General features: G+C 60.8%; 20 protein-coding genes. 15 read left to right on the top strand and 5 right to left on the bottom strand.

Translation table 11 applies throughout. From position 1 onward, the window contains the following. Positions 1–93 precede the first annotated feature (93 nt). The 7 genes from rfbB to IFT47_RS12430 all read left to right on the top strand — a co-directional run bounded on the left by rfbB (position 94) and on the right by IFT47_RS12430 (position 7,202). On the top strand, positions 94–1,173 hold the full coding sequence (gene rfbB, locus IFT47_RS12460; protein ID WP_192171322.1) for a dTDP-glucose 4,6-dehydratase: 1,080 nt from the start codon (positions 94–96) through the stop codon (positions 1,171–1,173). Beyond that, on the top strand, positions 1,170–2,045 hold the full coding sequence (gene rfbA, locus IFT47_RS12455) for a glucose-1-phosphate thymidylyltransferase RfbA (RefSeq protein ID WP_192171323.1): 876 nt from the start codon (positions 1,170–1,172) through the stop codon (positions 2,043–2,045). Before rfbB ends, rfbA begins: the two co-directional genes overlap by 4 nt. Beyond that, positions 2,042–2,587: a dTDP-4-dehydrorhamnose 3,5-epimerase gene (gene rfbC / locus IFT47_RS12450; RefSeq protein WP_192171324.1), complete on the top strand. Its 546-nt coding sequence runs from the start codon at positions 2,042–2,044 to the stop codon at positions 2,585–2,587. The genes rfbA and rfbC overlap by 4 nt, the downstream gene beginning before the upstream one ends. After that, on the top strand, positions 2,584–3,465 hold the full coding sequence (rfbD, locus tag IFT47_RS12445) for a dTDP-4-dehydrorhamnose reductase (protein ID WP_192171325.1): 882 nt from the start codon (positions 2,584–2,586) through the stop codon (positions 3,463–3,465). The genes rfbC and rfbD overlap by 4 nt, the downstream gene beginning before the upstream one ends. A gap of 89 nt (positions 3,466–3,554) precedes the next feature. Next, positions 3,555–5,369, top strand: coding sequence for a sensor histidine kinase (locus IFT47_RS12440; protein WP_192171326.1), 1,815 nt, complete (start codon positions 3,555–3,557; stop codon positions 5,367–5,369). After that, complete coding sequence (locus IFT47_RS12435; RefSeq protein WP_192171327.1) at positions 5,366–6,742, top strand: sigma-54-dependent transcriptional regulator; 1,377 nt, start codon at positions 5,366–5,368, stop codon at positions 6,740–6,742. Before IFT47_RS12440 ends, IFT47_RS12435 begins: the two co-directional genes overlap by 4 nt. Continuing rightward, positions 6,735–7,202: a YiiD C-terminal domain-containing protein gene (locus tag IFT47_RS12430; protein ID WP_192171328.1), complete on the top strand. Its 468-nt coding sequence runs from the start codon at positions 6,735–6,737 to the stop codon at positions 7,200–7,202. Before IFT47_RS12435 ends, IFT47_RS12430 begins: the two co-directional genes overlap by 8 nt. A 492-nt stretch (positions 7,203–7,694) precedes the next feature. Here IFT47_RS12430 and cysQ read toward each other — a convergent pair whose 3' ends face one another. After that, positions 7,695–8,537 (bottom strand): 3'(2'),5'-bisphosphate nucleotidase CysQ, encoded by an 843-nt coding sequence (gene cysQ / locus IFT47_RS12425; protein ID WP_192171329.1) that lies wholly within the window; start codon positions 8,535–8,537, stop codon positions 7,695–7,697. Further along, a complete protein-coding gene (nudE, locus tag IFT47_RS12420) occupies positions 8,534–9,100 on the bottom strand; it encodes an ADP compounds hydrolase NudE (protein WP_122534054.1) in 567 nt (188 codons plus the stop codon). The genes cysQ and nudE overlap by 4 nt, the downstream gene beginning before the upstream one ends. Positions 9,101–9,196: 96 nt before the next feature. Between nudE and yrfG the strand changes: the two genes are divergently transcribed. Then, positions 9,197–9,859: a GMP/IMP nucleotidase gene (gene yrfG / locus IFT47_RS12415; RefSeq protein WP_192171330.1), complete on the top strand. Its 663-nt coding sequence runs from the start codon at positions 9,197–9,199 to the stop codon at positions 9,857–9,859. A gap of 72 nt (positions 9,860–9,931) precedes the next feature. On the opposite strand, the gene lysM is transcribed toward yrfG, so the two are convergent. Then, on the bottom strand, positions 9,932–10,378 hold the full coding sequence (gene lysM, locus IFT47_RS12410; RefSeq protein WP_192171331.1) for a peptidoglycan-binding protein LysM: 447 nt from the start codon (positions 10,376–10,378) through the stop codon (positions 9,932–9,934). A 171-nt stretch (positions 10,379–10,549) separates the two neighbouring features. Here lysM and IFT47_RS12405 point away from each other — a divergent pair, with 171 nt between their 5' ends. From IFT47_RS12405 to IFT47_RS12390, 4 genes are all read left to right on the top strand, one after another. Further along, a complete protein-coding gene (locus tag IFT47_RS12405) occupies positions 10,550–11,437 on the top strand; it encodes a LysR family transcriptional regulator (protein WP_192171332.1) in 888 nt (295 codons plus the stop codon). 94 nt (positions 11,438–11,531) lie between these two features. Then, a complete protein-coding gene (gene fdhD, locus IFT47_RS12400) occupies positions 11,532–12,371 on the top strand; it encodes a formate dehydrogenase accessory sulfurtransferase FdhD (RefSeq protein ID WP_192171333.1) in 840 nt (279 codons plus the stop codon). 2 nt (positions 12,372–12,373) lie between these two features. Continuing rightward, complete coding sequence (locus tag IFT47_RS12395; protein WP_192171482.1) at positions 12,374–14,704, top strand: FdhF/YdeP family oxidoreductase; 2,331 nt, start codon at positions 12,374–12,376, stop codon at positions 14,702–14,704. A 430-nt stretch (positions 14,705–15,134) separates the two neighbouring features. Beyond that, complete coding sequence (locus IFT47_RS12390) at positions 15,135–15,596, top strand: glycine zipper domain-containing protein (RefSeq protein ID WP_037016408.1); 462 nt, start codon at positions 15,135–15,137, stop codon at positions 15,594–15,596. A 70-nt stretch (positions 15,597–15,666) separates the two neighbouring features. Here the strand turns inward: IFT47_RS12390 and IFT47_RS12385 are convergent, their stop codons facing one another. Both IFT47_RS12385 and IFT47_RS12380 read right to left on the bottom strand, forming a co-directional pair. Beyond that, positions 15,667–16,095: an acyl-CoA thioesterase gene (locus IFT47_RS12385; protein WP_192171334.1), complete on the bottom strand. Its 429-nt coding sequence runs from the start codon at positions 16,093–16,095 to the stop codon at positions 15,667–15,669. A 54-nt stretch (positions 16,096–16,149) separates the two neighbouring features. Next, positions 16,150–18,081 (bottom strand): RecQ family ATP-dependent DNA helicase, encoded by a 1,932-nt coding sequence (locus tag IFT47_RS12380; RefSeq protein ID WP_192171335.1) that lies wholly within the window; start codon positions 18,079–18,081, stop codon positions 16,150–16,152. Positions 18,082–18,322: 241 nt separating this feature from the next. On the opposite strand from IFT47_RS12380, the gene IFT47_RS12375 reads away from it, so the two are divergent. The 3 genes from IFT47_RS12375 (at position 18,323) to IFT47_RS12365 (ending at position 20,578) form a co-directional block, all read left to right on the top strand. After that, positions 18,323–19,129 carry a hypothetical protein gene (locus tag IFT47_RS12375; RefSeq protein WP_192171336.1) on the top strand — a complete coding sequence of 269 codons (807 nt, stop codon included), beginning with the start codon at positions 18,323–18,325 and terminating at the stop codon, positions 19,127–19,129. Positions 19,130–19,259: 130 nt separating this feature from the next. Next, positions 19,260–20,387 carry a hypothetical protein gene (locus IFT47_RS12370; protein ID WP_192171337.1) on the top strand — a complete coding sequence of 376 codons (1,128 nt, stop codon included), beginning with the start codon at positions 19,260–19,262 and terminating at the stop codon, positions 20,385–20,387. Positions 20,388–20,428: 41 nt separating this feature from the next. Further along, a complete protein-coding gene (locus IFT47_RS12365) occupies positions 20,429–20,578 on the top strand; it encodes a hypothetical protein (protein WP_192171338.1) in 150 nt (49 codons plus the stop codon). Positions 20,579–20,584: the final 6 nt, after the last annotated feature.

The following is a 20,584-nucleotide window of genomic DNA, read 5'->3' as shown; positions in this document are numbered from 1 at the left end:
GCTCCTTGCGTCAGTCAGCAAGGCCCCACAAGCTATGCTCCATCGTCCTACGCCTTTATCGTCTTACGTCTTTCCAGGGAAGAAGGTTTATCCATGCGAATACTTGTTACCGGTGGCGCCGGCTTCATCGGCTCTGCGCTGATCCGTCATCTGATCAACAACACCGATCACGACGTCCTCAATTTCGACAAGCTGACCTACGCCGGGAATCTTGAGTCGCTGCAGGGCATTGCGAACAACACTCGGTATGAGTTCGTGCAAGAAGACATCGTTGATCAGGCTGCGGTGAGCAAAGTCCTCGCGCGCTTCAAGCCGGACGCGATCATGCACTTGGCGGCTGAGTCCCACGTCGACCGTTCGATTGACGGCCCGTCGGAGTTCATTCAGACCAACATCGTCGGCACTTACAGCCTGCTGGAAGCGACCCGCAGCTACTGGCTGACCTTGCCGGAGGCCGAGCGCGCCGCCTTTCGCTTCCACCACATCTCCACTGACGAAGTGTATGGCGACCTGCATGGCGTGGACGACCTGTTCACCGAAACCACGCCCTACGCGCCAAGCTCGCCGTATTCGGCCAGCAAAGCGGCGTCAGACCATCTGGTTCGCGCCTGGCAGCGCACCTACGGGCTGCCGGTGGTCGTCACCAACTGCTCGAACAACTACGGCCCGTTCCACTTCCCCGAGAAGCTCATCCCGCTGGTGATTCTCAATGCCCTGGCCGGGAAGCCGCTGCCGGTGTACGGCAACGGCTTGCAGGTGCGTGACTGGCTGTTCGTCGAAGACCACGCCCGCGCATTGCTTAAGGTGGTAACTGAGGGCAAGGTCGGCGAGACCTACAACATCGGCGGCCATAACGAACAAAAGAACATCGACGTCGTGCGCGGCATCTGCGCGCTGCTCGAAGAGCTGGCGCCGGAACAGCGCAAAGGCGTGGACCACTACGCGGACCTGATCACCTACGTGACCGACCGCCCGGGCCATGACATGCGTTACGCCATCGACGCCAGCAAGATCGAGCGCGAACTGGGCTGGACACCGGAAGAGACATTCGAATCCGGCCTGCGCAAAACCGTGCAGTGGTATCTCGACAATCTTGAATGGTGCCGCAACGTGCAAGACGGCAGCTATAAGGGCGAACGCCTGGGCACCAACGTGAAGGAACTGATCGCATGACTAAAGGAATTGTACTGGCCGGCGGCTCGGGCACACGCCTGCACCCGATCACCCTCGGGGTCTCAAAACAGCTGTTGCCGATCTATGACAAACCGATGATCTATTACCCGATCTCGGTGCTGATGCTGGCCGGGATCAAGGACATCCTGGTCATCTCGACGCCGCTGGACCTGCCGCAATACCGGGCGCTGCTGGGCGACGGCAGTCAGTTCGGCGTGCGCTTTCATTACGAGGAGCAGCCCAAGCCGGACGGCCTCGCGCAGGCATTCCTGATTGGCGAAGAGTTCATCGGCGATGACTCGGTGTGCCTGATTCTCGGCGACAACATCTTCCACGGTCAGCACTTCAGCGAGCAGCTCAAGCGTGCGGCGGACAACACCTCCGGCGCGACCGTGTTTGGCTACTGGGTCAAGGATCCGGAGCGTTTCGGCGTGATCGACTTTGATGAGCACGGCCACGCGCTGTCCATCGAAGAGAAGCCCAAGGCGCCGAAGTCCAGCTACGCCGTGACCGGTCTGTATTTCTACGACAACGAAGTCATTCAGATCGCCAAGGATGTCAAGCCGTCCCCGCGCGGCGAGCTGGAGATTACCGACGTCAACAACGCCTATCTCAAGCGCGGCGACCTGCGCGTCGAGCGCTTTGGCCGCGGCTTCGCCTGGCTCGATACGGGTACGCACGACAGCCTGCTGGACGCGTCGCAATACGTGCAAACCATCGAGCACCGTCAGGGCCTGAAGGTCGCGTGCCTGGAAGAAATCGCCTATCAGAACGGCTGGATCGACCGCGCCCACCTGTTGAACAGGGCTGACTATTTCGGCAAGACCGGCTACGGTCAGTACCTGTTCAAGATCGCAGGGGAAAGTCAGTGAAAGTGGTTGCCAGCAAGTTGCCTGAAGTCCTCATCATCGAACCCAAGGTGTTCGGCGATGAGCGTGGTTTCTTCTACGAAAGTTTCAACGCCCGAGCCTTTGCCGAGGCCACCGGCGTCGCCGATCAGTTTGTGCAGGACAATCACTCGCGCTCGCAGAAAGGTGTCCTGCGCGGGTTGCATTACCAGATCGAAAACCCACAGGGCAAACTGGTGCGCGTGACCGTCGGCCGCGTGCTGGACATCGCTGTCGACATCCGTCGCAGCTCGCCACAGTTCGGCCAATGGTTCGGTCTGGAGCTGTCTGCCGAAAACGCGCGTCAGCTGTGGATTCCCAAGGGTTTCGCCCACGGCTTCGTGGTGTTGAGCGACTACGCCGAGTTCCTCTACAAGACCACCGACTACTACACGCCGTCGGCCGAGCGCTGCATTCGCTGGGACGATCCTGAGCTGGGCATCGACTGGGGCTTGAGCGAAGCACCTCAATTGTCGGCCAAGGATCAGGTCGGCAAGCTCCTGAAAGACGCGGACCTGTTCCCGTGAGTGCGCCGCTGCGCATTTTGATCAGCGGGCAACACGGCCAGGTCTCCCATGCGCTGCAGCAACGCCTGCAGAACATGGGCGAGCTGATCGTGCTGGGCCGTGATCAGCTGGATTTGAGTCAGCCGGAATCCATCCGCCCGGTGGTTCGCAATATCAAGCCGGACCTGATCATCAACGCTGCCGCGCACACGGCAGTGGATCAGGCCGAAAGCGAGCCGGACCTGGCCTTCGCCATTAACGCGACGTCCCCCGGTGTATTCGCTGAAGAAGCTGCGGCACTGGGCATTCCGCTGATTCACTACTCCACCGATTATGTGTTCGACGGCAGCAAGGCTGGTGCGTGGGTTGAGTCCGACGCGCCGAATCCGCTGGGCGTTTACGGCAGCAGCAAGCTCGCGGGCGAGCGGGCCATCGCCGCAGCGGGCGGGCAGCACCTGATTTTGCGCACGAGCTGGGTGTACTCCCTGACCGGGCGCAACTTTCTGCTGACCATGCAGCGCTTGCTGCAAGAGCGCGAGAAGCTGTCGATCGTTGCGGACCAGATCGGCGCGCCCACCTGGGCCGGCACCATCGCCGCCAGCACCGGTGCGCTGATCAAACGCTGGCGTGACGGGGCACCAGGCGCCTGGGGTGTTTATCACCTGACGGCCAGCGGCGAAACGTCGTGGTTCGGGTTCGCTGAAGCCATTGGTCAGCAGTTGATCAACAGCGGCAAACCCTGCGCGACCCTTGAGCCGATTGCTTCCAGCGCTTACCCGACGCCGGCTGCACGCCCGCTCAATTCGCGTCTGGATTGCAGCCGATTGCAGCGCGAGTGGGGCGTCAGCCAGCCGGACTGGCACGAAGCGTTGCTGGAGTGCTTAGCGCAGCAGCGGTAGGCATAATGGGCCGACTCGATGTTGAGCGGCTGCGGAATAATGATTCATCCGCAGCCGCTCTACACCGCAACGAACCCACCGGCGATTTCATGATCAGCACTAACGCCCTTCCCCGCCGCCCTCGCTGGCGCAGCCTTGCCTTACTGGCGCTGATCCTCGCCCCGTTGCTGTGGCCGCTCGAACGCCTGGCCGAACACTATTACCGCAATGAGCTGCTGAGCCAGAATCGCCAGACCCTCGATCTGTACGTCGCCAACCTGCTGGGCACGTTGCACCGCTATGAAGTTCTGCCACAGATTCTCGGCGACCTGCCCGGGCTGCGCGCCATGTTGGCGAACCCCCAAGACAAACAGGCGCAAGCCCAGGCGAACGTGCTGCTGATGAACACCGCCCGGCAGACCGGCGCCGAGGTGATCTACCTGATGGCGCCCAATGGCGACACCCTCGCCGCGTCGAACTGGGACAAACGCGACAGCTTCGTTGGCCGCAACTTCGCCTTCCGCCCGTATTTCAGCAATGCCATGGCTGGCAATCTCGGCCGCTTTTTCGGCCTGGGCACAACGTCAGCCAAACGCGGCTACTTCTTCGCGGCCGCCGTGCGCGACGGCGACACTGTGATCGGTGTGCTGGTGGTCAAGGTCGACCTGGACCTCACTGAAACCTTGTGGGGCAAAACGCCGGAACAGTTGCTCGTCACCGACCACAACGGCGTGGTGATCCTGACCTCTAATCCGGCCTGGCGTTTCCGCGCCACGCGCCCGCTGAGTGAGGAAGAAAAGCAGGCGATCGTCGCCATCCAGCCCTACCCGACCCGCGATCCGCGCCCGCTGCAGCTGGATGAAAACGGCTGGCTCAAGCAAACCCAGCAGATCGACGAGACCGGCTGGAGCGTGAACATCCTCGCCCCCCAGATGCTGGTGTCGAGGCCGGTGCGGACGGTGGTTGCCATTGGCGGTGGTGCGTTGCTGGTGCTGATGCTTCTATTGGGGCTGATGATGCAGCGCCGCCGCCATTATCTGGATCGCATCAACTTCGAGGCCAAGGCGCGCCGGGAGCTGGAAGTGCGAGTCGCCGAGCGGACCTGCGATCTGGAAGGCGTCAATCAGCGATTGCGCCAGGAAGTTCTCGAACGCGAGCAGGCGCAGCAGGAACTGTTTCGCGCCCAGGACGAACTGGTTCAGGCCGGCAAGCTGTCAGCGCTGGGCACGATGTCGGCGAGCATCAGCCATGAACTCAACCAACCGCTGGCGGCCATTCGCAGTTACGCCGAGAACGCCGAAGTGCTGCTCGATCATCAGCGCACCGAAGACGCCCGCGGCAACCTCAAGCTGATCAGCGAACTCACCGGGCGCATGGCGTCGATTATTGCGCACCTGCGCGCCTTCGCCCGGCGTGACCGGCATGCGCCTGAAAGCGTGGCGCTGCAGCCAGCGCTGGACGATGCGCTGGCCCTGCTCGCCAAGCGTCGGCGCGCGATGGAAGTGGAATTGATCCGCGATTTACCCGCCGCGACCTTGTGGGTGCAGGCCGGCGAGACGCGGCTGCGTCAGGTGCTGGGCAATCTACTGGCGAATGCGCTGGATGCGCTGACCGAGAAAGGCCCGCCGCGCAAATTGTGGATCAGTGCCGAGTACAACGCCGAGGGCGTCAATCTGTACATCCGCGACAACGGCCCGGGGTTTTCCAGAGAAGCGCTGGAGCACGCCCGCGAGCCGTTTTTCACCACCAAGACGCGCACCCAGGGGCTCGGCCTGGGCCTCGCGATCTGCGATACGCTGATGCGCGCACTGGGCGGCGAGCTGCTGTTCGCCAATCACCCGGAAGGCGGTGCGCTGCTGACGTTGCGGATGCGCACCGGCGCCTCGGGCGTCAACCTTCAACCGTCTGAGGACTTATCTGCATGAGCACCGACGCCATCGACAGCCGGATTCAGGTGGTGCTGATCGACGACGACCCGCACCTGCGTCAGGCCCTGAGCCAGACGCTCGATCTCGCCGGCCTGAAAATCCTGCCGCTGAGCGACGCCAAAGGCCTGCAGGCGCGCATCGAGCGTGACTGGCCGGGAGTGATCGTCAGTGACATTCGCATGCCGGGCATCGACGGCCTCGAGTTGCTCCACCAGCTGCACGCCCAGGATCCGGAGTTGCCGGTGCTGCTGATCACCGGACACGGCGACGTGCCGCTGGCGGTGCAGGCCATGCGCGCCGGCGCCTACGATTTTCTGGAAAAACCCTTTGCCAGCGACGCACTGCTCGACAGCGTTCGGCGCGCCCTGGCGCTGCGCAGGCTGGTGCTGGACAACCGGAGCTTGCGGCTTGAGCTGAGCGACCGTCAGCAACTGAGCACGCGACTGGTGGGGTTATCCGCCCCCATCCAGCGCCTGCGCGATCAGATCGGCGCGCTGGCGGCGACCAAGGCTGACGTGTTGATTCTTGGCGAAACCGGCGCCGGCAAAGAAGTGGTCGCCCGCGCACTGCACGATTTGTCCAACCGCCGTAATGGTCCGTTCGTGGCGATCAACGCCGGGGCGCTGGCCGAGTCGGTGGTGGAAAGCGAGCTGTTCGGCCACGAGTCGGGCGCCTTCACGGGGGCGCAGAAGCGCCGCATCGGCAAGTTCGAATTCGCCAACGGCGGCACGTTGTTTCTGGATGAAATCGAAAGCATGAGCATGGACGTGCAGGTCAAGCTGCTGCGTTTGCTGCAAGAGCGCGTGGTTGAGCGGCTGGGCGGGAATCAGCAGATCCCGTTGGACATCCGGGTGATCGCGGCGACCAAAGAAGACCTGCGCCAGGCGGCGGACCAAGGGCGTTTCAGGCCCGACTTGTATTACCGCCTTAATGTCGCGCCGTTGCGCATTCCTCCGCTGCGCGAGCGTGGCGAAGACGCGTTGGTGCTGTTCCAGCATTTCGCCGATACCGCCAGTTTGCGCCACGGCCTGCCACGGCATGAATTGCAGCCGGGGCATCGGGCGCTGCTGCTGCGTCACACCTGGCCGGGCAACGTGCGTGAACTGCAGAACGCCGCCGAGCGTTTCGCCTTGGGCCTTGAGCTGGAACTGGAAGGCGAGGCGCAGCCGGATCTGGTGGCATCCAACGGCGGGCTGAGCGAGCAGGTCGAGGCGTTCGAGCGAGCGTTGATTGCCGCCGAACTGACCCGTCCGCACAGCTCGGTCCGCAGCCTCGCCGAAGCCTTGGGCCTGCCACGCAAAACCCTGCACGACAAACTGCGCAAGCACGGGCTGACCTTCAACGGCGCGGGGTCCGACGACAATGACTGACCGGCAACGTTTGTCTGCTGAAGATCTGGAAGCGGTGCTGCACCGGGACATTCCCCTCACCCGGGAAATGGGTGTCAAGGTGCTGGGCTGGCGAGACCATCAACTTCGTCTGCACCTGCCGTTGGCGCCCAACGTCAATCACAAGAACACCTTGTTCGGCGGCAGCCTGTATTGCGGCGCGGTACTGGCGGGCTGGGGTTGGCTGTACTTGCGGCTCAAGGAAGCCGGGATCGACGACGGGCACATCGTGATTCAGGACGGCCAGATCAGTTATCCCCTGCCGGTCACCCGCGATGGCATCGCCATTTGCGACGCTCCGGATGAAGCGAGCTGGGAGAGATTCGTGAAGCTCTACCACCGACGCGGCCGTGCGCGCCTGACGCTGCACACCCGGATCGTGGCTGATGGATCAGAAGAAACGGCAGTGGAATTCGTCGGGCAGTTCGTGCTGCATCGCTGAACAAAGCTGCCCGACACGCCTTGCCTATGTGGGAGTGACCGGGGTGGCGCTCCACCTTGCTCACGAAGACGGCATTCCAGCCGCTGAAAATTGCGTGGATATACCGACCTATTCGCGAGCAAGCTCGCTCCCACAATCCGTATTCAGCAGAGACATCTGCAGCGTCTTCTGACACCGCGCTTTCTCGCAGCAGCCACAGCCCCTGTAGGAGTGAGCTTGCTCGCGAAGACGACATTACAGCCGCTGAACATTGCGTAGATATAACGGCCTATTCGCGAGCAAGCTCGCTCCCACAATCCGTATTCAGCAGAGACATCTGCAGCGTCTTCTGACACCGCGCTTTATTGCATCAAACACATCCCCTGTGGGAGTGAGCTTGCTCACGAAAGCGGCATTACAGCCGCTGAACATTGCGTGGATGTACCGACCTATTCGCGAGCAAGCTCGCTCCCACAATTGATCCCCTACGGCGTCCTCAGAGCTGATGTGCGCTCAAGCCAACGCCAACGCCAGCAACGCGCCGCGCCATGTCGCCTCAGCCGGCAACGCCAGGAAATACGAATTGAGCAGCGTCTCCCGCGCCGGGTACTCGAAGGTCGTGCCGTCCAGGTTCAGCACTACGCCGCCAGCGCCTTCCACTACACCCTGGGCAGCAGCGGTGTCCCACTGAGACGTCGGCGCCAGACGCGGGTAGCAATCGGCGGCCCCTTCGGCCAGCAGGCAAAACTTCAGCGAACTGCCGATATTGGTCAGCTCTAGCTCACCCACCACTTCCGACAAACCGGCCAGCAACTTCTGTTGCTCGGGGCTGGAGTGACGACGGCTGGCGACCACGGTGAACGCGTCTCCCGCGCCCGGCTCATTGCGCACGCTGATCGGCGCCAGATGCTGCGGGTCGTCACTGCGCCACGCACCCAGCCCGGCGCCACCGAAATAGCAGCGGTTATTGGTCGGCATCGACACCACGCCAAATACCACGCGACCGTTCTCTATCAGCGCCACGTTGACGGTGAACTCTTCGCTGCCGGCAATGAATTCCTTGGTACCGTCCAGCGGGTCCACCAGCCACCAGCGTTGCCACTGGCTGCGTTCGCTCAACGGGATGTTGGCGTCCTCTTCGGACAGGATATGAATACTCGGATCCAGCGCCTTGAGGCCCGCCACCAGCAGCTCATGGGCGGCCAGGTCAGCAGCCGTGACAGGCGAGTCATCCGACTTGACCTCGACTTCCACGCCGGAGCGCCAGAACGGCAAAATGACTTCGCCGGCCCGCCGGCAAAGCTCTATGACGGGCGCAAGCAGCGGGTGCGGCAATTGGGTGAATGTCGGGTTCATGGCAGAAAATCCCCACGCTCGGCCAGCAGGTCGCGGGCGAGGTACAGCGCCGCCAGCGCGCGCCCTTCAGTGAACTGCGGATTCTGAACCAGACTGGAAAGCTCACGCAGATTGACCTTGTCCACGCGCATCGGCTCAGGCTCGTCGCCGGGCAGTGTTTCCTCATACAAATCGGTGGCCAGCACGACCTGGATTTTCTGGCTCATGTAGCCGGGCGAAAGCGACAGCTCGGTCAGGTGCACCAAGGTGCGCGCGCCATAACCGGCCTCTTCCTTGAGCTCGCGATTGGCGGCGGCCAGCACGTCCTCGCCCGGCTCGATCAAACCTTTGGGCAGTGACAGCTCGTACTGATCAGTGCCGCCGCAGTATTCCTCGATCAGCACGGCGTGGTCGGCATCGAGCATGGCCACGATCATCACCGCGCCGTAGCCACTGCCGCTGCCGACCAGCCGCTCATAGGTACGCTCGACGCCGTTGGAAAAGCGCAGCTGCACTTCTTCAACGCGGAACAGACGGCTGCTCGCGACGATTTCGCGAGAGAGGACGGTAGGTTTCTGCTGCATGACGAGCTCCTTGGCGTAGACGGGTTACTATACCGTGGCTTTTGCGGATGTCTTCGCCGCAAACCCACGCGACCCCTTCAACGCCGAGAGACTTGTATGCCTTCTTTGCCCTGGCGCGATATCGACACCGTTCTGCTGGATATGGACGGCACGCTGCTCGACCTGCATTTCGACAATCACTTCTGGCTGGAGCATCTGCCCAAGCGCTATGCCGAAGTGCACGGGGTCAGTCTGGCCATGGCGCAACTGGAGCTGATGCCGCTCTTCGAAAAAAACGCCGGCACCCTCAACTGGTACTGCACCGATTTCTGGAGCACGGAGCTGAACCTGTCGGTGAAGGACCTGAAAGTCGAGATCGCCCACCTCATCGCCTTGCGTCCCGACGCCGAGACGTTTCTGGCCGCCCTCAAGCAGGCTGGCAAACGGGTGATCATGATCACCAACGCACACCGCGACTCGCTGTCGCTGAAGATGGAAAGACTGGAACTGGCGCCCTACTTCGAGCGTTTGATCAGCTCCCATGACTACGGTTATCCCAAGGAAAACCCGCAGTTCTGGGACGCGCTGCAGGACGATATCAAGTTCGATCCGGCGCGCAGTGTGTTCATCGACGACACCTTGCCGATCTTGCGCAGCGCCGGGCGATACGGCATCGGCCATTTGTTGGCAGTGCGTGAGCCGGACAGCCGAAAAGGCCCGAAAGACACCGAAGAGTTCGAGGCTGTTGAAGATTATCGGGCGTTGATACAGGGCTTGTAAGAATCATGCAGCAAGGGTTGCCGTACGGTCAGCGCTAACGCTGGTTTCCGTACGGCCAGTACAACTTACCGCTTACTCAGGGATACGCAGAACCTGACCTGGATAGATCTTGTTTACGTCCTTCAGCATCGGCTTGTTGGCGTCGAAGATTTTCTGGTACTTGTTGGCATCGTGATACACGCGCAGCGAGATGGCGCTGAGGGTATCGCCCTTCTGAACAGTGACGAACGTCGCAGCAACCACAGCAGGTGCGCCGGCGGCGATGGTCAGCTGATCATCAACGCTGCCAACACCGGCGATGTTACCGGCCGCCAGTACGATCTTCTCTTTCTCTTCCTGACTGGCGACTTCGCCCGTCAAGGTAATCTTGTCGCCTTCGACCGTCGCATGAACGTTGGGATTGCCCAACCCGACAGACTCGATGTGCTTTTTCAGCTCATCGCTGGCGTTGGCGTTTCCTGGGGTGAGCAGGTCGATAAGCTTCTCACCGGCTTCCTTCACAAAACTGAACAGACTCATGGGTTTCTCCTTGGTGTCGTCGTAGTGTCGTTGTGGTTTCCCGCGCAACATCTGTTCCGCTGACATTGCCCGACAAAACTCGGACCTGCGGCCGCGTCTCAAGGTTTCAAGCCATTTGACGGTCGGTCGCGATAGACTTCGCCGGGCCGGCCTGTGCCTCAAGGAGAGACGATGGACATCAAGCAGCTGAAATTTCTGATCGCCCTCGACGAAACCCGTCACTTCGGGCAGGCCGCTGCGCGCTGCCATATCACGCAACCGACCCTGTCGATGCGTCTGCGCAGCCTTGAAGAAGAGCTGGATCTGCCGCTGGTCAATCGCGGCCAACGCTTCGAAGGCTTCACCGCGCCGGGCGAACGCGTTCTGGCATGGGCGCGCACGGTGCTGGCAGCGTATGACGGCTTGCAGGCTGAAGCCGCCGCCTGTCGCGGGCATCTGGTCGGCACGTTGCGACTGGGCGTGGTGCCACTCTCGAACTTCGATCCGCTGCCCTTGCTGCAACGCCTGCATTCCCTGCACCCGAACATGCGCTTCGAGCTTTCATCCCTGAGCTCCGAGCAGATTCTCGATCAACTCGCCAGCAACCGCCTGGACCTCGGGGTTTCGTATCTGGACCGACTGGACTCCGAGCGTTTCGACTCATTGCAACTGGCCGAGACGCGGATGGGTGTGATGTATGACCAGCGCTATTTCAGCTTTGCCGAAGAGACGTCGAGCTGGGAAAGCCTGACCAAACTGCCCTTGGGCCTGCTCACCAGCGGCATGCACTTTCGGCAGTCCATCGATCACAACTTCCACAGCCGCGGCCTCCATCCGCAGCCGATCATTCAGACCGATGCGGTCCATCAGCTGCTGCAAGCGGTTCATGGCGGCTTCTGCTGCGCGATCATGCCGTTGGACGGCGGGCTGGAATCCCTCACCGAGCATCTGCGTTTGCAACCCATCGAAGACGCACAGACTCTGGCTCGACTAGGCTTGATCATGCGTCGCTCAGCGCCGCGCTCGGCATTGGCTGAAGCCTGTCTGGCGCTCTATCACACGATGATGCAAGAAAGTTGATCGACGTCATCTATCGGTGCATCAGTACTAGCGATTAGACGTAATCCGACCGGAGGCCTAGGCTTAAGCCTAATCATTCTGCCGGTTACTCCCAATGCACGCCAAGCACATGGATATCACGGCGCCCGCACAACAACTGCCCGCGCCCGCCGCAAGCCAGTCCTACAGCTATTCGAACCTCGAACACGACGTCAGCGAGCCCAATGTGCTGGCCGAGGAAGTCGCGTTGGCGATCGCCTACAACGGCATCAGCCAGGCGGTCATGCTGGTCACGCCCAGCGATCTGGAAGACTTCATCGTCGGCTTCAGCATCGGCAGCGGGCTCATCGAATCACCGGACGAGATCTACGACATCAAGCTCGGTGGTTGTGGCTCTGCGCAGACCGCAGAAGTTGAAATCGCCAGCCGCGCCTTCTGGAACCTGAAAACCCAGCGTCGGCAAATGGCCGGCACCAGCGGCTGCGGCCTGTGCGGCGTTGAAGCCGTCGAGCAGGCCTTGCCCGAGCTCAACGTGCTGCCCGGCGCCCCTCTTCCCCCCGCCGAATGGCTGAAAGGCCTGCGCGCGCGCATGGGCGAATTCCAGCCGTTGGGCGAACACTGCGGCGCGGTCCATGCGGCTATGTTCATGGACGCTCGCGGCGAAATTCTTTTAGGTCGTGAAGACATCGGCCGACATAACGCTTTGGACAAGCTGATCGGCGCACTGATTCGCCAGAACATCCCGACCACGGGCGGGCTGGCTATCGTCACTAGCCGCTGCAGTCTCGAACTGATTCAAAAAGTATTACGTGCCGGCATTCAGACCCTTGTCAGCCTGTCATCGCCGACCGGCCTGGCGCTGCAATGGGCTCGCCGCCACAACCTCAACCTCATTCATCTGCCTAAACACAGTGCGCCGCGGGTTTACAGTCCTGCGTTGGAGAATCAAGCGTGAGCATGCATAAAGAAGCCGACAAGGTATCGACCCCCCGCTACAAGCCCTACAAAGGCCCAGCTGGCGGATGGGGCGCATTGATCAGCGTCGCCCACTTCTGGCTGACCAGCGACAACGCCCTGAAGAACATTCGCACGATGCTCAAGACCAACCAGAACGGCGGCTTCGACTGCCCGGGTTGCGCGTGGGGCGATTCGCCGGAAAGCGGCATGGTCAAGTTCTGCGAGAACGGCGCCAAGGCCGTGAACTGGGAAGCGACCAAGCGCCGCGTCGACCCGTCTTTCTTCGCCCGCTACAGCGTGAGCGCGCTGCTTGAGCAAAGTGATTACTGGCTGGAATATCAGGGCCGTCTGACCGAGCCAATGGTCTACGACGCTCAGACCGATCGCTATAAGCCGATCGCTTGGGACGACGCCTTCGCCCTGATCGCCAAGCACCTGAACAACCTGCCAAGCCCAAACATGGCCGAGTTCTACACTTCGGGCCGTGCCAGCAACGAAGCGGCGTATCTGTATCAGCTGTTCGTCCGTGCCTATGGCACCAACAACTTCCCTGACTGCTCGAACATGTGCCACGAAGCCAGCGGCGTTGCGTTGTCGCAAAGCGTGGGCGTCGGCAAAGGCACGGTGACCTTCGAGGACTTCGAGCACGCGGACGCCATTTTCGTCCTCGGCCAGAACCCGGGCACCAACCACCCGCGCATGCTGGAGCCGCTGCGTGAAGCGGTCAAACGGGGCGCGCAGGTGGTGTGCGTCAACCCGCTGAAAGAGCGTGGACTTGAGCGTTTCCAGCACCCGCAGCACCCGCTGGAAATGCTCAGCAACGGCTCCGAGCCGACCAACACGGCGTATTTCCGTCCGGCATTGGGCGGCGACATGGCCCTGCTGCGCGGCATGGCCAAGTTCCTGCTGCAGTGGGAACGTGAAGCCCAGGCGAAGAATGAGCCATCGGTGTTCGATCACACGTTCCTCAATGAGCACACCAACGGCGTACTGGAATACCTGGCGGCCATCGACGATACCTCGTGGGAATTCATCGTCGAGCAATCGGGTCTGCCATTGACCGACATCGAACTCGCCGCGCGCATGTACGCCAAAGGCAAGAACGTGATCATGTGCTGGGCGATGGGCATCACTCAGCATCGCCATTCGGTGCCGACCATCCAGGAAGTCTCCAACCTGATGCTGCTGCGCGGCAACATCGGCCGGCCCGGCGCTGGCCTGTGTCCGGTGCGCGGTCACAGTAACGTGCAGGGCGACCGCACCATGGGCATCAACGAGCGTCCGCCGGCGTTCTTCCTCGATGCGCTGGAGAAACGTTTCCAGTTCAAGGTGCCGCGTGAAAACGGCCATAACGTCGTCGAAGCGATTCACGCGATGCTGGAAGGCCGTGCGAAAGTCTTCATCGGGCTGGGTGGCAACTTCGCCCAGGCCACTCCGGACAGCCCGCGCACCTTCGAAGCCCTGAGCAACTGCGACCTGACCGTACAGATCAGCACCAAGCTCAACCGCAGTCACCTCGCCCACGGCAAAGAAGCGCTGATCCTGCCGTGCTTCGGCCGTACCGACATCGACATCCAGGCCGAAGGCCCGCAAGCAGTGACCGTTGAAGACTCGTTCAGCATGGTCCATGCGTCCAACGGCCAGCTGAAGCCGCTGTCGCCGCAGATGCGTTCCGAGCCTGCGATTCTGGCGGGCATCGCCAACGCAACGCTGGGCAAGCAGCCGGTGGACTGGCTGTGGCTGGTGGCGGACTACAGCCGCATTCGCGACCTGATCGCCGACACCATTCCGTCGTTCCAGAACTTCAACGAGAAGATCAAGAACCCGGGCGGTTTCTATCTGGGCAACGCCGCAGGCTCCCGTCGCTGGAACACGCCAAGTGCGCGGGCCAACTTCAAGCCGAACGTATTGCCGAGCGATCTGGTGCATGAAAGCGTGCGCGGGACAGGCATCGTGCCGGACCTGATCATGCAGTCGATGCGTTCGCACGATCAGTACAACACCACCATCTATGGCCTGGACGACCGTTATCGCGGTGTGAAAGGTCAGCGTGACGTGATGTTCGTGAACGAGGCCGACATCGTTCGGCTGGGCTTCGTACCGGGCCAGAAAGTCGACATCGTGTCGATCTGGGGCGATGACATCACGCGTCGCGTGAAGGGCTTCACCCTACTGCCGTTCGACATCCCTGCCGGCCAGGCTGCCGCCTATTACCCGGAAGTGAACCCGCTGGTGCCGCTGGAAAGCGTCGGCGACGGCAGCAGCACGCCGACGTCCAAGTTCGTCGCGATCAAGCTGGAACGGCATGTGGAGACCGCGCGGATTATTTAATCTGCGTAGCAAAGCATGTCTATGTGGGCGAGATGGCCCGCATAGACCTGCTTTCAGTCTCCAGAGAATTGGCTGAGTGTTCCGGCCCCTTCGTGAGCAAGCTCACTTCCACAGGTTCATCGCACTGATCGAGATAGCTCGCTCACTCACGTCCTTGCTCGCGAAGGGGACCTTTCAGCCGCTGGATGTTCACCGGATGTACTGGTCACGCGCGATCAAGCTCACCTGCGCAGCAGCCACAAAAAAAGGCCCGAATCGCGAGATTCGGGCCTTTGTCCAGTAGCGTATGACTCATCAACCTGACTTAGGTTCCCAAGCCAAAACAATAAGTTAGCGTTTTGTATACAGGTCGTGTTACTCGTCGGAATTCGATTGTGACATTTTCTTCATACTTGCAGGATCGCGGCGTCATCCCTACGAGCATTCCTACATGAAGTATTCCTCGATTCTGTTGTTGTCGTTCTCACTGGTCAGCGGTTTTGCCTCAGCAGGCGATAACGTGACGGCCGGCGTGGGCGGCGCATTGGGTGGGGTACTCGGCTCCGTCGTTGGCCAGCAGGTCGGCGGCAGCACAGGTTCGGCAATCGGTGCCGGCCTTGGCGGCGCGGCCGGTGGCGCAGTGGGCGCCAACCGCCGGAACCGTACCGAAGCCGCAATCGGCGGCGGCCTGGGTGCCGCGGGCGGCAACGTGATTGGCCGCAGTGTCGGCGGCAGCACGGGCAGTCTGATCGGCGCAGCGGCGGGCGGCGGCGCGGGCGGCGCACTCGGCAACTACATGGGCGACGAAAGCCGCCGTGATGACGACCGAGGCCGTGGCTACCGTGGCGATCGCCGCGACTACAAACACGGTCGCGGCCACGCGTACGGTCATCGCAAGCATCATCGTGACTAACGCCGTCGAGTCCGACTCGCGCACCTGACCCGATGAACACCGGCCGCCCTTGACGCGGCCGGTTTCATTTTCAAACCACCAATCGCTCAAGCGCCTGCCGCAACCCCGTCGGGATCGGCACCGGCTGATTGGACGCCCGATCCACGAACACATGCACGAAGCGGCCTGCCGCCCGCGCTTCGTCTTCCCCCGCCTTGAACACCGCCAGCTCATATTGCACCGAGCTGTTGCCCAGCTTGCCAACCCGCAGCCCGACCTCGATCAACTCCGGATAGGCAATCGACGCAAAGTAATCGCACGACGAACTCACCACAAAGCCCACCGCTTCACCGTCGTGGATATCCAGCCCGCCCTGCTCGATCAGGTAGGTATTCACCGCGCTGTCGAAAAAGCTGTAATACGTGACGTTGTTGATATGGCCGTACACATCATTGTCGTGCCAGCGCGTCACGATCGGCTGGAAGTGGCGGTAGTCGGCGCGCTGCGGGGTGTCGTTCATGTGGCTCCCTCCGGTTTGTCTGTTGTGCTTCTTCGTTTATGAGGTCGGTAAAGGCTATTGAATCTGGTTCTGAATCCACTTCCGCACCTCGGCATACGGATACGCCTCCAGCGCCGCAAAGCCGCCGATATTGCGGGCCTTGAGCCGGGTAAACATCGGCACGCTGATCCCGCAGAGAAACCGCGTCAGGCACTCCGCACCCGGCTCATGCCCTCGGACCTCAAGGTGCTTGCCGACGAACTCGCTGCACAGGTCCGCGAAGTTCTGCTCGGTCAACGGCGTCAGGGCTGGCGGCTCGGGGAGCACAGCCACATGGCCCTCGCACACCGAACAATGGCCGCACTGCTCGGGCGCAAGGTCGTCGCCGAAGTATCGGGCCAGACGATGGCTGAGGCACTGCTCGCTGGCAAACAGTTCGAGCATCGCGTGGATGCGCGCGACTTCGGTCTTTTCGTGATCGACGAAATAGTCATGCAACTCCTCGCTCAGCGCCTGCGCGTCGAAGTCGGCGGCGATCAGGCTGTAGACCTCCGTCATCTGCTTGCTTTCGAGTTCGATCCAGCCCTTTTCCTGAAAGAAATCCAGCGCCGTCACCACTCGCCCGCGCTCGGCCTGATACTGCTGATACATCGCGTCGAAATTCACGGTTGCCCAGGTGCGCGCCCGGCTTGACGTCTCGGTCAGCGCCTGCACGAATTGGCGTCGTTCGCCCTGAAAGCGTTGCACCAGCACCTGCGGCTCGATCAGGTACTTGAAGCGATACTCCGCGAAATACGAATAACGCGGCGCAATGATCCCGCGCAATTCCAGCTGCACCAGCAGCGTTTTGAGGGGCAGTTGGCGGATGTTGCTGAGGTCCGACAACGGCGCCAGCAGAAACTCCCACTGACTGTCGTTGCGCGCGCCTTGCAGATCTTCCAGCACCCGCCGGATGCCCTCCTGCTCCGGCGTGTCGCCGTACACGAAGTTCTCCAGCACGTTCAGGCTGTCGCGATTGGCCAAGACCAGACACTCCGACGTCGCCCCGTCGCGCCCGGCACGGCCGATTTCCTGGCTGTAGTTCTCGATGGATTTGGGCAGATCAAAATGCACGACGTTGCGGATGTCACTCTTGTCGATGCCCATCCCGAACGCGATCGTGGCAACGATGCAGTTCAGGCGCCCGTCCATGAACTGGCGCTGGATCGACTCGCGCTTATCGTGGGGCAGACCGGCATGGTAGGCGTACGCCGGGATGCCGTTCTGCGACAGATGAGCTGCCACGAACTCGGCAGTCTTTTGCAGCGTGACGTAGACAATGCTCGGCCGCCCGGCCCTTTCGCCGAGCCACTCCACCAGACGCCGGCGCTTGTCCCGGCCCGCAACCGGTTCAACCCGCAGCGTGAGGTTGGGTCGGTAGAAGCCGGTCGTCACCACATCGTCCGGCGCGATGCCGAACTTGCTTTGCATGTCATTGATGACTTGGGGCGTCGCGGTCGCTGTCAGGAGCAGCGCCTGGGGGATGTTGAACTCGCGCTGGTAGTCAGGGAGTTTCAGGTAATCGGGCCGGAAGTTGTGGCCCCACTCGGAAATGCAGTGCGCTTCGTCCACGACCAGAAGGGAGATCGGCACCTGTGTGATGAAGTGTCGGAAGCGCTCGTTCTTCAGGCGCTCGACGGAAATCATCAGGATTTTCAACTCACCGGAGCGGGCCCTGGCCATGACCTCGGCGACGTCATCGCGGCTTTGCGCGGAGTCGATGCTCGCTGCCGCAATGCCGTGCCGCTGAAGGAAAGCCAACTGGTCCTGGATCAGCGCCAGCAGCGGTGACACCACCAATGTCAGATGCGGCAGCAGCAACGCAGGCAGCTGATAGCAGAGGGATTTACCGGAACCTGTGGGAAATATCGCCGCAGCGGAGCGTCCTGCCAACACCGCACTGATGGCGGCCTCTTGTCCGGCGCGAAACTGCCGATAACCGAAAACCTGCTCAAGGGTTTGATGCATGTGTGCCACTCCTTTGACCGTCGCAAGGGCGTGAACCATAGCGCGGTGGGTCCGGGCGCAATACACCTAAACCATTACAGAAATATCGGACAGGATACATCCCGGATACAAGTACCGTACGCGGTGCTGGCAAAACGGCATTCCGACGATTAATCTCGCGCGACGCAACCCATCGCTGCACATCAGACAGCCCGTTCGGCGGTAATCCCGTCTACGTCAGAAGATTCGCCAAGGAGAGGCAATGCAACCCACCACACCCCAGCCCGAGGATGACGGACTCACCATGCAGCGGCTGGCACCCGGTCAGTTCGACGTCGTGCTCGGTTCTCATCCCACCCGAAGCAGTGTTGCATCGGGCAAAAGCAATTGGCCGTTGAGCAGCCTTTTGATCTGCCTGGCACTGCTGATCGCAATCCTCATTCTGATCGCGCAGATGTTTCGCACGCCCAAGCCGGCAGCAGCGATCATCCCTGCGCCGCCCATCGCTGAGGTGGTCAGCGAGCCTGACCCAGAGCCCGTCGCTCAGGTACGCAACGTCGAACAAGTGGTTTATATCGCCCCCAAGGTCGAAGTTTCCCAGCCCGCCACGGCACGGCCGCTCGACGCCTGCCTGAAAGACGGCAATGTCATCGACCGGGACGTCATCAATTGCCGCTTCGGTGAAGCTCAGGCCAACGACTCCCAAGTCACTCGACCCCAAGGCATGGTTTCAGATCGTTACATGGCGAACTACAAGGCTGCCGCCGCCAAACCCAAAACGGAGCCCGCGCGACGCTACGAAGTAGCGGGCGTGTTCATCCGCGAAATTGACGGCCGCAACCGCTACGAAGCCCGCTATCGCATTTCCAACAACCACATTGAAACCAACAGTGTCTGCATGAACTTCTTGGCCGAAAGTGTCGAACACCGTGAATGCCGCCGCGCCGCCGTACCCTACTTCAAAGACATGTGCAGCGATTGGAGCAAACGCGTCGCCAAAGACAAGAGCGACAAAAACAAACTGGCGCAAGAGCAATACTGCACGGCGGCCCGGGAATATTCCGCCTGATAGGTGATCAACTGACGTGCCGAGAAACCCATCAGTGCTTATTAACTAACACGCAGTAACAACAGCAGCCGACATGTTCTCAAACCGTCTTCTAACCTCGTCAGACCTATCAACCAACGAGGCTAGAAACATGACAACATTTACAATTTTCTTTTGCGGTACCGGCTCTACCAAATACGACAACTTGAACAAGAACTACTGGAACGGTGAGTTGGTCGCTACATTGGCGAACAACATCGACGGTCACGAGTTCGCCGAGTGGATTGTCATCGACGGGCCGGGTAGCGGCAACATGCAGGCCGATGAACTGTTCACCGAATCCAAAGGGTTTGGCTGGTCTGGCACCGCATTCGGCAAAGGCTGGCATGAGAATGTGCAGCATGCCGTCAACATCGTTCATGGCAAATTCGATTGGCAAAGAACCAAACTTTCAGAAGCTGACTACCTGCGTCTCAAAAAAGCCGACGTGCCTATCCCCGACGCTCAGGCGCATGGCTCCTGGTTCTGGCGGCAATACGACTACGGTAATCGAATCAGCCCGCAGGAACTCCAGCAACAACTGATCAAGAACCTGAGAAAAGGCGGCTTGATTCCAAAACAAATCAATCTGGTGGGGTGGAGTCGGGGCGGCGTCAGTTGCCACATGCTCGCCAATGCGCTGATGGCCAATCCGGTCACACGTCAAATCCCGGTCAATATCTTTGCGGTCGACCCAGTGCCCGGCCCACTGAATTATCAGCCTGAAAAAGTTTCTCTCGGTAGCAACGTTAAAGAATATGTAGGGTTCTATGCCCGCGATGAACGCTCCAAAGGGTTCTCTTGCATCATTCCGAAAACAGACCCCAAGACCAAAGTCAGCATATATCCCATGGCCGGACGTCACGCTACGCTGGTGGGTAACGCTTCGCTCACGGGCGCAAGTGGGCCAGGCGACCTGACAGAGCCTGGCAAGCTGGTGCGACATTACGCCGAAGCATGCCTGACCCGATGGGGAACTAAGCTCCAGCGAAAACTCAACTTGTCGGCTATCGAGATTGGCAAGCTGCATCAAAGTATCGTGATGCACGAGGCCGAGTTCATCAAAATGCGCAAAAACTCGTACACCGTTTTTTTTGAAGACTATAAAGCTGAACGTCATGTCAGTTACGCGAATAAAGCAACTGGCTTCAGCATGGCCGCAGGCACGCCGTTTAAGCCCGCGGAAGGCTTGGCGGCAAGCCTCGCAAAAGGGCATAGCGCCTACAAGGACATCTGCTGACAAAACCTGCAATTCATGACAAGGGCGACTAGCGCATTTACATGGCTTTCCCGTCCATCGCCAATGGCCTCCTGCTGAGCGCTACGCTGGTGAAAAACAGAATTCCTGCGGAAGCCGCCCATAAGGGCGGCTTCTTCGTCCCGCTTTTTGTCATCGCTGCATTGACCCGCAAGCGTTTTATGCGGTCATAGGGAGCT

Origin of the sequence: Pseudomonas sp. CFBP 13711 (assembly GCF_014842265.1) — a bacterium.
In the GTDB taxonomy this organism is placed as follows: Bacteria; Pseudomonadota; Gammaproteobacteria; order Pseudomonadales; family Pseudomonadaceae; genus Aquipseudomonas.
This window is presented reverse-complemented; position numbering and strand designations above follow the sequence as displayed.

Bases quoted from the DNA above. Each gene is read 5' to 3' on its own strand.
- rfbB (WP_192171322.1), top strand. From the start codon at position 94: ATGCGAATACTTGTTACCGGTGGCGCCGGCTTCATCGGCTCTGCGCTG.
- rfbA (WP_192171323.1), top strand. From the start codon at position 1,170: ATGACTAAAGGAATTGTACTGGCCGGCGGCTCGGGCACACGCCTGCAC.
- IFT47_RS12440 (WP_192171326.1), top strand. From the start codon at position 3,555: ATGATCAGCACTAACGCCCTTCCCCGCCGCCCTCGCTGGCGCAGCCTT.
- IFT47_RS12435 (WP_192171327.1), top strand. From the start codon at position 5,366: ATGAGCACCGACGCCATCGACAGCCGGATTCAGGTGGTGCTGATCGAC.
- IFT47_RS12430 (WP_192171328.1), top strand. From the start codon at position 6,735: ATGACTGACCGGCAACGTTTGTCTGCTGAAGATCTGGAAGCGGTGCTG.
- cysQ (WP_192171329.1), bottom strand. From the start codon at position 8,537: ATGAACCCGACATTCACCCAATTGCCGCACCCGCTGCTTGCGCCCGTC.
- nudE (WP_122534054.1), bottom strand. From the start codon at position 9,100: ATGCAGCAGAAACCTACCGTCCTCTCTCGCGAAATCGTCGCGAGCAGC.
- yrfG (WP_192171330.1), top strand. From the start codon at position 9,197: ATGCCTTCTTTGCCCTGGCGCGATATCGACACCGTTCTGCTGGATATG.
- lysM (WP_192171331.1), bottom strand. From the start codon at position 10,378: ATGAGTCTGTTCAGTTTTGTGAAGGAAGCCGGTGAGAAGCTTATCGAC.
- IFT47_RS12405 (WP_192171332.1), top strand. From the start codon at position 10,550: ATGGACATCAAGCAGCTGAAATTTCTGATCGCCCTCGACGAAACCCGT.
- fdhD (WP_192171333.1), top strand. From the start codon at position 11,532: ATGCACGCCAAGCACATGGATATCACGGCGCCCGCACAACAACTGCCC.
- IFT47_RS12395 (WP_192171482.1), top strand. From the start codon at position 12,374: ATGCATAAAGAAGCCGACAAGGTATCGACCCCCCGCTACAAGCCCTAC.
- IFT47_RS12390 (WP_037016408.1), top strand. From the start codon at position 15,135: ATGAAGTATTCCTCGATTCTGTTGTTGTCGTTCTCACTGGTCAGCGGT.
- IFT47_RS12385 (WP_192171334.1), bottom strand. From the start codon at position 16,095: ATGAACGACACCCCGCAGCGCGCCGACTACCGCCACTTCCAGCCGATC.
- IFT47_RS12380 (WP_192171335.1), bottom strand. From the start codon at position 18,081: ATGCATCAAACCCTTGAGCAGGTTTTCGGTTATCGGCAGTTTCGCGCC.
- IFT47_RS12375 (WP_192171336.1), top strand. From the start codon at position 18,323: ATGCAACCCACCACACCCCAGCCCGAGGATGACGGACTCACCATGCAG.
- IFT47_RS12370 (WP_192171337.1), top strand. From the start codon at position 19,260: ATGACAACATTTACAATTTTCTTTTGCGGTACCGGCTCTACCAAATAC.
- IFT47_RS12365 (WP_192171338.1), top strand. From the start codon at position 20,429: ATGGCTTTCCCGTCCATCGCCAATGGCCTCCTGCTGAGCGCTACGCTG.